At 45.2% G+C, this 13,510-nt stretch carries 16 protein-coding genes; all 16 read left to right on the top strand.

The annotated features are described in order from the left end of the window. Positions 1–23: 23 nt before the first annotated feature. On the top strand, positions 24–233 hold the full coding sequence (locus MKY85_RS06325; RefSeq protein WP_342572126.1) for a hypothetical protein: 210 nt from the start codon (positions 24–26) through the stop codon (positions 231–233). Continuing rightward, a complete protein-coding gene (locus MKY85_RS06330) occupies positions 233–1,549 on the top strand; it encodes a phage tail sheath family protein (RefSeq protein ID WP_342572127.1) in 1,317 nt (438 codons plus the stop codon). Before MKY85_RS06325 ends, MKY85_RS06330 begins: the two co-directional genes overlap by 1 nt. A 1-nt stretch (position 1,550) precedes the next feature. Beyond that, positions 1,551–2,009 (top strand): phage tail tube protein, encoded by a 459-nt coding sequence (locus tag MKY85_RS06335; protein ID WP_017690162.1) that lies wholly within the window; start codon positions 1,551–1,553, stop codon positions 2,007–2,009. Positions 2,010–2,180: 171 nt separating this feature from the next. Further along, positions 2,181–2,603 (top strand): phage portal protein, encoded by a 423-nt coding sequence (locus MKY85_RS06340; protein ID WP_342572128.1) that lies wholly within the window; start codon positions 2,181–2,183, stop codon positions 2,601–2,603. 201 nt (positions 2,604–2,804) lie between these two features. Further along, positions 2,805–4,793 carry a hypothetical protein gene (locus MKY85_RS06345; RefSeq protein WP_342572129.1) on the top strand — a complete coding sequence of 663 codons (1,989 nt, stop codon included), beginning with the start codon at positions 2,805–2,807 and terminating at the stop codon, positions 4,791–4,793. Further along, complete coding sequence (locus MKY85_RS06350; RefSeq protein WP_342572130.1) at positions 4,794–5,489, top strand: phage baseplate protein; 696 nt, start codon at positions 4,794–4,796, stop codon at positions 5,487–5,489. A 13-nt stretch (positions 5,490–5,502) separates the two neighbouring features. Next, the gene (locus MKY85_RS06355) at positions 5,503–6,513 is read left to right on the top strand and encodes a hypothetical protein (RefSeq protein WP_342572131.1); all 1,011 of its coding nucleotides are present in this window, start codon (positions 5,503–5,505) and stop codon (positions 6,511–6,513) included. Between the two features lie 6 nt (positions 6,514–6,519). Next, positions 6,520–6,777, top strand: a complete 258-nt coding sequence (locus MKY85_RS06360; RefSeq protein WP_175383663.1) for a DUF2577 family protein — start codon at positions 6,520–6,522, stop codon at positions 6,775–6,777. Next, positions 6,774–7,187 (top strand): DUF2634 domain-containing protein, encoded by a 414-nt coding sequence (locus tag MKY85_RS06365; RefSeq protein ID WP_342572132.1) that lies wholly within the window; start codon positions 6,774–6,776, stop codon positions 7,185–7,187. The genes MKY85_RS06360 and MKY85_RS06365 overlap by 4 nt, the downstream gene beginning before the upstream one ends. Beyond that, entirely contained in the window at positions 7,180–8,238 is a 1,059-nt protein-coding gene (locus tag MKY85_RS06370) for a baseplate J/gp47 family protein (RefSeq protein WP_342572133.1), read from the top strand. Before MKY85_RS06365 ends, MKY85_RS06370 begins: the two co-directional genes overlap by 8 nt. Continuing rightward, positions 8,235–8,780, top strand: a complete 546-nt coding sequence (locus tag MKY85_RS06375) for a putative phage tail protein (protein WP_342572134.1) — start codon at positions 8,235–8,237, stop codon at positions 8,778–8,780. Before MKY85_RS06370 ends, MKY85_RS06375 begins: the two co-directional genes overlap by 4 nt. Next, positions 8,781–10,502, top strand: a complete 1,722-nt coding sequence (locus tag MKY85_RS06380) for a tail fiber protein (RefSeq protein ID WP_342572135.1) — start codon at positions 8,781–8,783, stop codon at positions 10,500–10,502. Between the two features lie 12 nt (positions 10,503–10,514). Then, positions 10,515–10,862: a hypothetical protein gene (locus MKY85_RS06385; protein ID WP_342572136.1), complete on the top strand. Its 348-nt coding sequence runs from the start codon at positions 10,515–10,517 to the stop codon at positions 10,860–10,862. Then, complete coding sequence (locus MKY85_RS06390) at positions 10,859–10,963, top strand: CD1375 family protein (protein ID WP_342572137.1); 105 nt, start codon at positions 10,859–10,861, stop codon at positions 10,961–10,963. Before MKY85_RS06385 ends, MKY85_RS06390 begins: the two co-directional genes overlap by 4 nt. A 134-nt stretch (positions 10,964–11,097) precedes the next feature. After that, entirely contained in the window at positions 11,098–11,595 is a 498-nt protein-coding gene (locus tag MKY85_RS06395; RefSeq protein ID WP_342572138.1) for a phage holin family protein, read from the top strand. A gap of 367 nt (positions 11,596–11,962) precedes the next feature. Next, the gene (locus tag MKY85_RS06400; RefSeq protein WP_342572139.1) at positions 11,963–12,910 is read left to right on the top strand and encodes a glycoside hydrolase family 25 protein; all 948 of its coding nucleotides are present in this window, start codon (positions 11,963–11,965) and stop codon (positions 12,908–12,910) included. Positions 12,911–13,510 lie beyond the last annotated feature (600 nt).

Here is a 13,510-nt window from a genome sequence, read left to right on the forward strand (position 1 = left end):
AAGGAATAGGAGGCGCATTGGCAATGTTTACGAAAAAAGAACCGGACCCTAAAAAAACAGACACTCCACAGAAAAACAATCCAAAATACAGCAAAGCACAGTTCGCCGAATCCCGGCAACTCAGCCTTATCGAAAAAGATATTTTGGCAGCAGTTCTGCTGGAACAACAAACGTACACCTTGCAAGAAGCACAGCAACACATCCAACAATTTATGAATGGGGAGGCACAATAATGGCTGGAGGAACATGGACAACACAAAACAAGGTACGCCCCGGCGTATATATGAATTTTGCATCAGAGGGCTCGTTGCCCGGTACGGTAGGAGAGCGGGGAACGGTGGCTTTGGCATTGCCATTGTCATGGGGACAAGCGGGCATGATCATGACTGTACAAGCTGGTGAAGATGTACAAGCCAAATTGGGCTATGACTGGACAGCACCTCAACTGCTGCTCATCCGCGAAGCTTTGAAACGGGCACAGACCTTACTTCTTTATCGACTGAATGCAGGTACTAAAGCCAAGGCAACTTTGGATAAACTGACAGTCACAGCCCAACACGGCGGCGTACGTGGTAATGATCTGGCTGTTGTAATCTCCGCGAATATTAATGATCCGGATCAATTGGATGTCTCCACTTTGCTTGTGGGTAAAGAAGTGGACAAACAAACCGCGTCTACCATCGAATCTCTGGAATCCAACGCATACGTCACATTTACTGGTGAAGGTGCACTTACAGCTACAGCGTCACTTCCACTAACAGGTGGCTTGGATGGTACAGCAACGAACCAAGACCATTCCGATTTCCTAACCAAGCTAGAGGTGCTGGATTTTAACACGGTTGGTCTGGTCTCAGATGATGCCACACTCAAGTCAGTCTATACAGCTTACATCAAGCGTTTGCGTGATACCGAGGGCAAGAAGGTGCAACTGGTTCTGTCCGATTATCCTGCTGCAGATCATGAAGGCATTATCAGTGTGAAAAATGGTGTTGTACTTGCAGACGGTACCGTTCTTACGCCGAAACAAACGGTAGCTTGGACTGCTGGTGCAACAGCCGGGGCTAATCTGAATGAATCCCTGACGTTCCGTGCGTATGACGATGCCGTGGATGTGAATGGCAGATTGACACATACCGAGACAGAAGCAGCATTGCGTAATGGCGAGTTTGTGTTTACAGCGAGCAGCAACCGTGCGGTGGTAGAACAGGATGTAAATACATTCCGTTCGGTGACACCGGATAAGGCACGTCATTTTGCCAAAAACCGTGTTGTCCGTGTACTCGATGGTATCGCTAACGACATGAAACGGATCTTCGAGTCCTACTACATCGGCAAAGTGAACAACAACGAAGATGGGCGCAGCCTGTTCCGTTCCCAATGTGTGACTTATCTGAAGCAACTTCAAGATATTGGTGCCATTCAAAATTTTGATTCCAAAACAGATATCACTGTTGCTCTGGGCAATGAAACCGACAGTATTCTGATCGAGATTCAGGTCCAACCTGTGGATTCCGTTGAAAAAGTATATATGAAAGTGAAGGTGGTTTAAGATGGCATTTTTGAAAGCAAGTGACACGATCTCCGGCCAGGAAGGCCGCGCATACGCAACGATTAACGGACAGACGGAAGAAATGTTCTATGTGAAGACATTGGAAGCAACGGTGGAGAAACAAAAAGCAGAGGTCAAAACGTTGGGGCGTCGCGGCGTACAGCACAAAGCAACCGGTTGGTCCGGTTCAGGTTCCATGACAATCTTTTATACCACATCCCGTTTCCGCGAGCTTATGCTCCAGTACATGCAGAATGGTGTGGACACGTACTTCGACATTGAAGTGACTAACGAAGATCCTTCGTCTACAATTGGCAAACAGACCGTGACCCTCAAAGGCGTCAACCTCGACAGTGTGATTATGGCATCCCTGGATACCGAGGCAGAGGCGCTGGAGGAAGAAGTGAGCTTTACATTTGAAGATGTCGATATGCCTGTATCGTTCAACCTTCCTAAGTAATTTAGCGTGGAAAGCATAGTAATTTAAGATTTATAAACAGTTTAACTTAGCAGCGGGTTTGTAAAAGAAACCTGTTCAACTTGCCTGTGTTACGGGCTATTTGGCGTGTCATATTTCTGCTCTTCGCCGCTTCATGCGGCGGGGAGCCTAACTTTAGAGGAGGAACAATACATGAGTGGATTGAGTATGTTTTTTGCCCAAAATGCAGCAATGGATACAACGGAGGAGTATATCGTGTCCCCCCGTTTCAAGGATGAGAAAGGCGAACCGGTTGCCTGGAAACTGCGCAGCATGACCGAGGACGAGAACCAGGAATGCCGCAAAGCGGCTACCCGCAAAATCAAGGGCAAGAACGGTGTCTATACACCCGACATTGATGCGAATGATTACATGGCTCGCCTGATGAGCGCAAGTGTAGTATTTCCTGATTTGAAAAACGCAGAACTCCAGCGGTCATATGGCGTGATGGGGGCGGAATCGCTTTTGCGGAAAATGCTATTGCCTGGGGAATTTGCTTCGCTCGGTGAACAGGTCCAGAAGCTGAATGGCTTCAATCAGGATATGAACGAACTGGTGGATGACGTAAAAAACTAATTAAAGAGGGCGATTCCGAAGCCAATCTGGCTTATTACGCTCTCCATGAATTAAACATTTTGCCGCACGAGCTAATGGCCTTCTCCATGCGAGAACGAGCGGCGATCTATGCGATGATCTCCATCCGGGTGGAAGAAGAGAAGAAAGAACGGTCCAAGAATCGCGCCCGGAAGAAATAAAAAGGAAAGGAGGGAGAAATAAATGTATGCCATGTTTGCAAGACTGTATCTTACTTCAACACGTATAGTAACGCAATTTCAACAATTACCTGCTGCTATAAGTACCATGTTTAATTCTGCTCGACTGAACAGTATTGCAATGGCATCCAAACTGTTACAAGGGGTATCCGAGGAACAAGCCAAAGTAAACGCAGCTTTTGCAGAAGGAGCCCAACGCGTGCGATCCTGGATCAGCATGATGAAATCAGCAGGACAAGCGGTTCTTGTACCAGCGGCGCAGGAAGAGGATCTGAAGCATCGCTATATGGCTGCTACGGGTGATGATGCTCAGGGAGAGACGATCTTTAATCGCTACCGTGCGGAAGCTTCCAAGAGCGGACAGAATGTTACGGATGCTTTGCAAGGTGCACTATCTCTCATCCCGTATGCGCAGAATACGGACCAGGTTGATCAGCTGAGAGACATGACTAAACGGTTGAGCATGCTTTCTCCAGACTGGAAAAGTATTTCGGATGCCTCAGGTGCTTTGGTGGCCGCAATGAATGGTGATAATGGTGAACTGGCAAGCTCTTTTAATATTCCAGAAGAGATTTTGAATGGAGCAGGTCTGCAACAAAGTATTGATTCATCCAATCTGGATGGGTTTATCACAAAGCTTGATGTTATTCTACAAAAACAAGGCTATACCCAACAGGCTTTTGATACCATGTTGGATTCACCGTTGCAGAAGTGGAATGCACTGGTGAATCAGTTTAATGGGGTTCTCGGCCAGATTGGACAGGCAGCTCTTGTTGCGTTGACGCCTTTACTAGATCGATTAAATGAGGCTTTTGCCAATGGTGAATTCACTGGCATTATTGAATGGCTTAGCAATGCATTTACGGTTGCGGCAAACGCGTTGACGATGCTGGTAGATGGCATTCTGTATATAGCAAGTGTGATTCAGCAGAACTGGGATATTATTCAGCCGATTCTTATGGCGCTTGCGCTTGTAGCTCTGGCTTTGGTCATTATCCAAGTATACAGTCTGGTTGCTGCGTGGTTATTGTTAAATTGGCCGATTCTTTTAGCAATTGCTGCGATTGCCGCAGTTATTGGAATTTTAAACATGATGGGGATGTCTGGTACAGAGATTCTTGGAGTTATTATAGGTTCATTTATGATGCTTGGGGAAATCGTACGCGTAGTTGTGGCTACAGTGTGGAATCTGTTTGCTTCGCTGGGGGAGGCCATTTTCAACGCTTTCAGAGCTCCGATGTATGCTTTACAGAAATTATTTAAAGATACGGGGATTTTCATACTTGATCTATTCTATAACGTCGTAACTGTAATTGAAGATGCCATGGAACGAATTAATGGTGGACTGAACAGTCTGATCAAACTTGTTAACAAAACTTTTGGCTTTAATATTGGTTTGTTTCAAGATTCAGATATTAATTTAGGTGGCAAGCAAATAAAGGAGTGGAAGAAAGGTCTGGAATCTTGGGAGCCTACGAGTGATAAAGATGTGAAGACTTTCTTCAAAATGGACGGAGAATACAATCCTAAAGCTTTTGAAGATGGTCAGAAGGTTGCGGAGGATTTACTTTCTGGTTTCTCTTCAACTTCGAATGCAGATTCCAAGGATAAAGGTCTACCAGGCGGTAATTTTGGCAAAGGCTTCACACCTGAAATACCCAAAACACCTCCTATGCCTTCAATACCAACAGCACCTGCTCCCACCGTTGTCCCCAACAGCAACATGAGTAACATCAACAAAATCAACAATATCGGACAGGTGGACAAAATCGGTGACGTGGATGGCACAGTGGATGTGACGAGCGAGGACTTGAAACTGATGCGTGAGCTGGCAGAGATGCAGGCGATTCAGCGATTTGTCAGCCTTACGCCAACTGTTCAGGTCACTACGGGTGATATCAACAGCGGACATGACGTGGACAGCATCATCAGCAAAATCACCGATGGACTGAACAGTCAGATCGTCTCCAGTGCCCAGGGGGTGTATGGATAAGTGGAATATTATATTCAACTCAGCTTCAATAACCGCTCTGAATACATGTTTTTCCCGGTGACACCAGAGAGCATTGAGTTTTCGGATTCGGGAGACGGCAGTTCGTTTAACGTGAGCGCTTTGGGTGAAATTAACGTGATCAAGTCGCCGAAGCTGCGTGAAGTCAGTTTCAGCGGGATTTTTCCAGCAGACTACAGCCCGTACCATCTGAACTATGATGCAAGACATCCGGCAATTCAGAAGCAGTTTTACCGTGATCCCTATGAATATGTGAAAAAGATCATCGGCTGGATGCAGACGGGCAGACCCGTCAGGCTGTTCTTTTCCAGTGCAAGGTATACCATTAATATGGCGGTTTCCATTGAGAGCTTCGATTGGAAAGAGACAGCGGGTACAGTGGGGGATATCCAGTATGATATCAAGCTGAAGCAGTTCATTTTCTATGCCGCCAAAAAAGTAGTACCGCTCAAGGACAGCAAGGATAATACTGCTTCAAAAACAAAAACCAAAGCCTCCCGGCCCAATGAAAAAATCCAGCCCAAGACGGTTACACTCAAAGCCGGAGACTCCTTGTGGTCTGTAGCCAAAGCCCATCTGGGAGATGGATCTCGCTGGAAAGAGATGCAGAAGTTAAATGGCATCAAAGATGCACAACTGAAGAAGCTGCCGATTGGACTTGTGATCAAGCTTCCGTGAAAGGAGAGGCAATATGCAAGAGCAGATCAGGCTGGATGATAAGCTAGCCAACTTGAAGAAACGGTTATTGCTGGATGACAAGCAGGGCAACATCTGGGACATTAGCGAAATTGCTGGCGACATTACGTACAAAACCTCCCGCATCGGCAAGCCTTCCTCTCTGGAATTCACGTTGATCAAGGGCAGTCTGTACCAGAATAAAAAATTCACCTATGAGAATGGATATGTCGTGAAATATATCAGCAACGAGGTAGGCATATTTTACGGATATATCTTCTCGGTGGATAGCGGCAAGGACGAAAGTGTCAAAATCAAAGCCTACGACCAGACTCGTTATCTAACCGCAAATCAGACGTACAAGTTCGTTAACGCAACCGCTACAGATGTGATCAAACGAATTGCTACCGACTTTCAGTTGAAGGTGGGCGAGCTGATCCAGCCGAAATATGTTATTCCACGCATGCTGTTTGATAACAAAAAGCTGATCGACATGATCTGTGAGGCGCTCGACCGAACGCTGATCTATGATGGCAAAAACTACATCTTCTACGATGATTTCGGCAAGCTGGTGCTTCGGGATGTGGAAGAGATGCCTTACGGCTTTGTCATTGGGGATAACAGTCTGCTCACAGATTACAGCTATACAAGATCTATTGATGACCAGACGTATAACAAAATCAAGCTTTATCGGGATAACAAGGATACGGGAAAAAGAGAAACGTTTGTTCATCAGGATTCAGGCAGCATCCGTCAATGGGGGCTGCTTTTTTTGTACCAAAAAGCGGATGATGGCCTGAACGAAGGCCAGATTGATGACATGCTGAAGACCCTGATGACCCTCCGTAACCGTGAGACGCAGACGTTGAAAGTGGATGCGCTTGGCGATTTCAAGGTGAGGGCAGGCAGTTTTGTCAACATCCAGATCGATGAACTCAAGATTAATCAATATTTTCTGGTGGACGAATGTACGCATAAGGTACAGAGCGGTGTGCATACGATGTCGCTGGATTTGAAGGTGGTGTAACGATAAATGATGCTGGACGTGATTAAAAAGGCGGCGGTTGCCGCTGTAGATGCCAAGTCTCCCGTTCAGGTAATGTACGGAAGCGTGACAAACACACAGCCTCTGGAGATCACCGTTGAACAACGGCTGGCATTGGCTGAGCCTTTCCTGGTACTGCCGGAATCCGTAGTGAACAAAGCTTGGACCGTGGGTGACCATGTCTTGTTGTTGCGTGTTCAAGGTGGAGACAGCTTTGTCGTGCTGGATCGGCTGGTGAATCCATGATTCCACAGGGTGCGCAGATGAGCGCAGAAGATCAGGAGGAAGCTGCTGTGCTTCCAAGTCTGACGTATGTGTTTCAAGCTTCAGGACAGCGAATTGGCAGACTGCAACTGGATGGAAAAGATGCGGTAAGACAGGCGGTGTATAAAGCGTTATCCACACGTCGCTACGAGCATCTAATCTACTCTTCGGATTATGGCATGGAATGGTCCTGGGAAGGAATGGCCGGGAAATCCATGGTTGAATCTGAACTGGAACGCTGGATCCGCGAAGCGTTGCTTCCGGATGATCGGATTTCGGATGTAACGGAGTTCGAATTCGTTCACGAGGTAGATGGGGTACGGGTTTCATTTACCGTGGAAACGGATTTTGGCAGCTTCAGGGAAGAGACGGAGGTGAACATGGATGTATGAAGGGCAGACGTTTGAAATTATTCTAAATAGAATGCTGGATAGGGTACCAGATGGTGTGGATAAACGTGAAGGCAGTATTATCTATGATGCGCTTGCGCCTGCGGCTGTAGAAATGGCTCAGATGTATATCGAGCTGGATGTGAACGCCAATCTGAAGTTTGCAGATACAGCATCTGGAGAGTATCTGGATCGCGCGGTGGCTTGGTCTGGCATTAGTCGAAAAGCGGCCACGAAGGCACGTTGGGCTGGAAGTTTTCGGGACAACGAAGGTAAGCCTGTTGAGGTTCCTTTGGAGAGTCGTTTTTCCACGGGGGATCGGGTGTATGTTGTTGTGGAACGCATCGCAGCAGGGCAATATGTGTTGGAGTGTGAAGTTGCAGGGGCGGAAGGTAATGAGTATACGGGGGCTCTGCTGCCCATTGATTATATTGCCGGCCTGACGACGGCTGAATTGACACAGTTGCTGGTTCATGGTGAAGACGAGGAAACGGATCAGGCCTTGTATGATCGCTATCAGGATAAAGTTTCCCGTCCGGTTACGAGTGCCAACAAATATCAGTATGAGTTATGGGCGCGGGAAAATTCCGGGGTTGGCAAAGCGAAGGCTTTTCCACTATGGGACGGGCCAGGTACAGTCAAAGTGGCATTGCTGAATAATGAAATGCAAACACCTGCTGATGCGGTCATTAAGGCGGTGCAAGAGTATATCGATCCAACCCAGAATGGAATGGGCGAAGGTGCTGCTCCAATTGGACCCGTGGTTACAGTCGTGGGAGCGGAAGAGGTTCCTATTGATGTGGAGGTACAGGTCACGCTTGCTTCTGGTTCAACGTACGAGGGCGTGAAGACACTGATTGAAACGGGAGTTACGGCGTATCTGAAAGAACTGGCTTTTGCCGATCCGTTAGTTCGTTGGACACGTATTGCCAATGTCATTCTGGATATTCCGCCCGTAATCGATTACAGCGATCTGCTGGTGAATGGTGGGATGTCCAATCTGGAGATCGCCCCCGGCGCAGTAGCCGTTCTTGGGACGGTGAAGGTGACATGAGTAAAGCAGAGGTATTAATGAATCTTTTGCCCCCGTTGTATGAAAATGTGCTGGAGATGCAGCTTCTTACCGAGACCGAAGGGGTAGAGTTAGACAAGCTTACTGTGGGTTTGGAAAGTGTGCTGGATCAATTCTACCCGGAGTCTGCGACCTGGGCATTGGAACGTTATGAGCGGGATTTGCAGATTCCTACAAATCAAGCCAAGCCAGAAGACCAGCGGAGATCCGTAATCATTTCCAAAATGCGCGGCAGCGGTAAAGTCTCAGGCTCCATGCTCAAGAACGTGGCGCAGGCCTACGAAAGTGGCGGGATTGATGTATCCGTTACGCCCGAGGAGTACTTGATCCGAATCCGATTCATCGACACATGGGGCTTGCCGCCCAATCTGGATGATCTGAAGGCAGCGATTGAGGATATTAAACCAGCACATATGACCGTAGAGTACCGTCTACGGTATTTGACGATCTCGGAGGTTGAAAGCATGACGCTGGAGGAGATCGAACAGACCCGACAGGATAAATTTGCAGGAGGTGGAGCATAGATGAATGAACCAAAAACACCGAACTTGGGATTGAATAAGATTGACCGTTCCTCGCCATCGACGACCTATTTTGATCTGGATAAGTATTTGGATCAGAACTGGGAGAAGGTTGATGAGGGTGTAGCGACTAAGCAAGATTTAGAGGAAATTCGTGAAGCGATAGGGGAGATCGATGTTCCTGATGCGTCTTTGACGCAGAAGGGTAAGGTGCAGTTGTCTAGTAGGATGGATGGATCGTCTGAGATAGTGGCTGCAACAGAGAAGGCTGTTAACGATGCACGTAAAGCTGCTGAAACTAGTGCGAAGAATGCTAGTCTTTCAAGGAATGGAGGTACTCTCACTGGGAGTGGTGGAATACTATCAATTGTAAATGAAACCCCTGAACTTGATGGACTGTACGCTCAATTATATCCCGAAGGTATAGAGGCTGGAAGGAAAGCATGGTTTGGTTTTGGTGATAAATACAGTCGTAGCCTTACTTTGGCAAATGAATTTTTAGATGGTGATATAGTATTTCGTGATCGCACGGGCACTACATCTATTGCTGATTTAAAGCAATCTGGCGTTAAGGCTAAGCAACGTATCGTAGACTCGCTTAACGTCTTAGGTGAATCAGCGTCTACGAGTGATGATTGGGAACGACTAGAACATAAACTTCGTGTAGGGAAGATATATGGCCCGAACAAGAAAGTCCCAATTGAGAAAGTGAAAGATATGCAGATAACATTGGCTGCCACTTTTTCGAATAGCCAACCTGATATAAAATACGGAGTGGATATCGAAGGAAACATAACTTTTGGTAGTATCATATCAGGAACAAATTTATATAAGCTAACCAACATTAATCCTGCTGGAGTAGAAAGATGGACCACGTCTATGAATAATGGATGGACTTTATCCGCTCTTACAGTTAATAGTGTTAGACTGGAAATAGCTACTATATTTAGTCGAAGCGTAAATAATGTTACTGAATCTCAGGTTTACATTTTTGATTGTAGGAATGGAGTTCAGCTAAGAAGTTTTCAGATTGAACCTCTTGGTTATAGTAGTTTGGAGCTTGATGATAATGGATTAGTTTATGTTAAGGAAAGCTATAGAGTTAATGTTTATGACGCTTCTGGTGGAATACGCACAACTATTTCATATTATTATTCAGGAAAAGAAGCTGTATGTGTGGATAGAAAGAATGGTGAAATATATTTACATGCTAGTTTCAACGGTAAAACGGGTGTTCATAAATTTTCAAATAATGGAACATATTTATGGTATTGTGCTGTTACTTTCTTTGGAGGATTTGCAATTGGGATGCAAAACGGGGTGACTATGTTACATGTTCGGACAACTGGTTCATCAAATGTCACTCTAATTAATGCTAAAACAGGGGAAAAGAATCTACAAATCACTAATGTATTACCACGTAGTTTTAATCCTCGATCAATCATTATGTATAGCGATAGCATCTTGGCTGATGATAATGGTATGGGTATTTTGTATGGTGCTGAAGAAGAAAGCTCAGGTTCGAATTATTGTAAGTTGGCTCTTGGTATATATTCTGAAGGTGGAAAATACAAGAGATCATTAGACTTTTCTGATTCGTTGTATTCATTCATTAATGTAAAAGGAATATTTGCAAGCGGTGATGGAAGCAGACCTGATAAAATACTATTTATTTTTTCGAGTCGGATAAATGTATACAATATTAATGCGGAAATACTAGGTTAGGGGGATATGCATATGTACGTTTTTTATGAAGATATTAGTAAAGATACTGGAAGGGTAACCACGATCCTTTTTGACGATAGTCTATTTGACCCATTGGATAAAAGGCAGTACTTTAAATTGGATACATTGCCCAGTCCTGAAGAGATTGTTGGAAAAGAACCGATTATGTTTATAAAGAAGGACGAGAAAGAAATTTACTATGAATATGAAAATACTCCAGCTATCGTTGATCCAGTTAAAGAAATTAAGGCCTTGCAGCAAGAAAACAATACCCTTAGAAACGAAATTGAGATTAATCAACTTGCCCTTATAGAGTTACACAGCATTATTTTAGAGTTAAAAGGAGGGAGAAACGTATGAAATCTCTTTATATTAGATTGATTCAAAAGAGTTTGATTAGCATTGAAGATGTCCCAGAAGAATTGAGAAAAGATGTGCAAAAAGAGCTCGAAAATTTTTAATTTAGGTACATTTAGGAATTCTATAACTTGAGAGACACGTTTCATTACAATATGGAGTAATGAAAATAGTTATATGCTTCAAAATATATTATTGAAATAAAATATTATTTATTTTTATGCATGGAGGTGAAATTATGGAACGATGGGACACCCTATGGAAATGGGGAATTGCACTCATGAGCAGCTCGGTAACCTACTTCTTCGGAGGTTGGTCAGGGGTGCTCGGCGTATTGCTTGTGTTCGTCATCCTCGACTACCTAACAGGTATCGCAGCGGCGGGGATGACTGGCAAGCTAGAAAGTAATGTCGGCATGTTCGGCATTGCACGGAAGGTATTTATATTTGCAATGGTATCGGTGGCTCATCTGGTGGACGGTGTTCTGGGAGACGGACATTTGTTCAGGGATGCGGTCGCCTTTTTTTATATCGCAAATGAGTTGTTGTCCATTATCGAAAACGGGGGCAAGTTGGGCGCTCCAATCCCGCCTGTGATTCGGCAAGCCATTGAAGTGCTCAAGGGAAAAGGGGGAACCGGGGGGATCTCGGGTAACTATACTCCTGATTCCAGAGAATCTTTTGTACAGTCAGATCATGAGGAGGTTGATCAACAGATTAGAGATGAAACGAAGTAAAGACTCAGCATTCATTAAAAATTGTCCTGTGGCGGATATAGAGCACTACAGAGTCGAAAGTCTGCACCAGTAGCCTACAAGTAGTGAAAGAGACGGAATCGATTCTGAAGAAGCGGAGCGGTCGCCTTTGTCTCTAAATTTTAACCATTAGAATAATAAATCATAAAAATTTGGAGACAACAGCGATCATAAGAACGATCCGTATCTGGAACGGTCGCGTACCGGCTTGATATTTTTTCCTAAGAGGATAGATACTCATTGAACATAGCTATTACCATCAACAAGGGACACGCACACAAGCAACCCCTGATCCAACCGCATTAACTATATACAAACGGCAATTTGCCGCATAAAGGGTGTGAGAAACATGCAAACGAGAAGTTCAGGCAACACACAGGGCATTGACGTCTCCCGATACCAGGGCAATATTGACTGGGCTAAGGTGAAGGCAAGTGGCATGACATTTGTATTCATCAAGGCAACCGAGGGACAGACGTATACCGATCCAAATTACCAGAAAAATGTAACAGGCGCACTGGCGGCGGGTATGCTGGTGGGAACCTACCATTTCTTCCGCGCGACATCTACCGATGGTGCCAAGGCAGAAGCGGCACATTATGCCAATACACTGAACAAAGTTGGAGGCGCCAAGGCGTTACAACTGCCACCTGTCATGGACTACGAGAACAACCCCGGCAACCTGAGCAAAGCGCAGATGAATACAGTTGCCAAAGCTTTTTTAACCGAACTACAACGTCTGACAGGTGTAAAACCGATCATATACACAGGCAATTCTTTTGCCGGGAATTTTGACACATCACTCAGCTCATACGATCTGTGGATCGCGCGTTACAGCAACACCCGTGTACCGGACGACCAGCCGGCATGGAAGCGTTGGACGTTCTGGCAGTACACGGATTCGGGCAAGGTGAATGGCATCAGCGGCAACGTGGATATGAATGAATTCGAGGGAACAGCGGCACAGCTCAGAGCAAGATACGCAGCAGCCACTCCGAAACCTCCGGAGCCAACCAATCCAACGAATCCAAGTAATCCGAATCCACCAACCGAACCACCGAAAGGGGGCGAACCGATGACAGCCGAAGAGAAAGCAGCGTTTGATGCGCTCAAATCCCAAGTCGACAAACTGCAGGCGCGTCAGCAAATGGAAGTTCCAGTATGGGCAAAAGCAGCTGTGGATGCAGCACTGGCGTATGACACCAAAAATCCATTGTTCAGCATCGATAATGGGGCGAGTTATGATTTTTACCGTTTTATTACCGTAATGCATCGCAGAGGTTTATTTAAAAAGTGAACTGATTTTTAGCAAATTAAAATGTTGATTTTATATGAATGTGGATGGAGTGGAGAAGGAACACGAGACGCTTTTTGTCGAACTGTGTTCCTTTTTTGTGCTTTGTGTAAGTAATATTAACGCATATAATAAAGTTGAAGACTTATGTCTGTAAATCTCTTGTCTAATTGATTAATGTGATGTAAAGTAAGTTACACGAAATTGTTTTTCACTACGGTTTACTTACACAATCCTCCTCATCATGACAGAACCATAACATAAGAAGTTATTGTAATGTCTCCCTGCTGTACAATCCAACATCTCAAGATGACTCGTTCATACGTTTTACACATCCAATCTGCAAGAGACAACCACCGTATTAAAAATACTTACACGATCTAAACAACCTAGCCTATGTTGAGTTTCTTTCGTCTGTATTGCAAACGATACCTAGTCCAGCTCCCACACTGCATACTTAAGAGGACCCGCGACCCGCTCAAGGAACAGACGTTATTGGTACCCAGCAGCGTAGTATCCATATGCCCATTTGTATTTCTGATCTAGTGACTTGAACTTGGTCTTACCGGTCCGTAACCGTTCGCTATTACTTATTGACCTTAG

The organism is Paenibacillus sp. FSL R5-0749, assembly GCF_038595085.1.
Classification (GTDB): Bacteria; Bacillota; Bacilli; order Paenibacillales; family Paenibacillaceae; genus Paenibacillus.

Excerpts from the sequence above, each read along its gene's own strand:
- MKY85_RS06325 (WP_342572126.1), top strand. The coding sequence starts at position 24 with ATGTTTACGAAAAAAGAACCGGACCCTAAAAAAACAGACACTCCACAG.
- MKY85_RS06330 (WP_342572127.1), top strand. The coding sequence starts at position 233 with ATGGCTGGAGGAACATGGACAACACAAAACAAGGTACGCCCCGGCGTA.
- MKY85_RS06335 (WP_017690162.1), top strand. The coding sequence starts at position 1,551 with ATGGCATTTTTGAAAGCAAGTGACACGATCTCCGGCCAGGAAGGCCGC.
- MKY85_RS06340 (WP_342572128.1), top strand. The coding sequence starts at position 2,181 with ATGAGTGGATTGAGTATGTTTTTTGCCCAAAATGCAGCAATGGATACA.
- MKY85_RS06345 (WP_342572129.1), top strand. The coding sequence starts at position 2,805 with ATGTATGCCATGTTTGCAAGACTGTATCTTACTTCAACACGTATAGTA.
- MKY85_RS06355 (WP_342572131.1), top strand. The coding sequence starts at position 5,503 with ATGCAAGAGCAGATCAGGCTGGATGATAAGCTAGCCAACTTGAAGAAA.
- MKY85_RS06360 (WP_175383663.1), top strand. The coding sequence starts at position 6,520 with ATGATGCTGGACGTGATTAAAAAGGCGGCGGTTGCCGCTGTAGATGCC.
- MKY85_RS06365 (WP_342572132.1), top strand. The coding sequence starts at position 6,774 with ATGATTCCACAGGGTGCGCAGATGAGCGCAGAAGATCAGGAGGAAGCT.
- MKY85_RS06370 (WP_342572133.1), top strand. The coding sequence starts at position 7,180 with ATGTATGAAGGGCAGACGTTTGAAATTATTCTAAATAGAATGCTGGAT.
- MKY85_RS06375 (WP_342572134.1), top strand. The coding sequence starts at position 8,235 with ATGAGTAAAGCAGAGGTATTAATGAATCTTTTGCCCCCGTTGTATGAA.
- MKY85_RS06380 (WP_342572135.1), top strand. The coding sequence starts at position 8,781 with ATGAATGAACCAAAAACACCGAACTTGGGATTGAATAAGATTGACCGT.
- MKY85_RS06385 (WP_342572136.1), top strand. The coding sequence starts at position 10,515 with ATGTACGTTTTTTATGAAGATATTAGTAAAGATACTGGAAGGGTAACC.
- MKY85_RS06390 (WP_342572137.1), top strand. The coding sequence starts at position 10,859 with ATGAAATCTCTTTATATTAGATTGATTCAAAAGAGTTTGATTAGCATT.
- MKY85_RS06395 (WP_342572138.1), top strand. The coding sequence starts at position 11,098 with ATGGAACGATGGGACACCCTATGGAAATGGGGAATTGCACTCATGAGC.
- MKY85_RS06400 (WP_342572139.1), top strand. The coding sequence starts at position 11,963 with ATGCAAACGAGAAGTTCAGGCAACACACAGGGCATTGACGTCTCCCGA.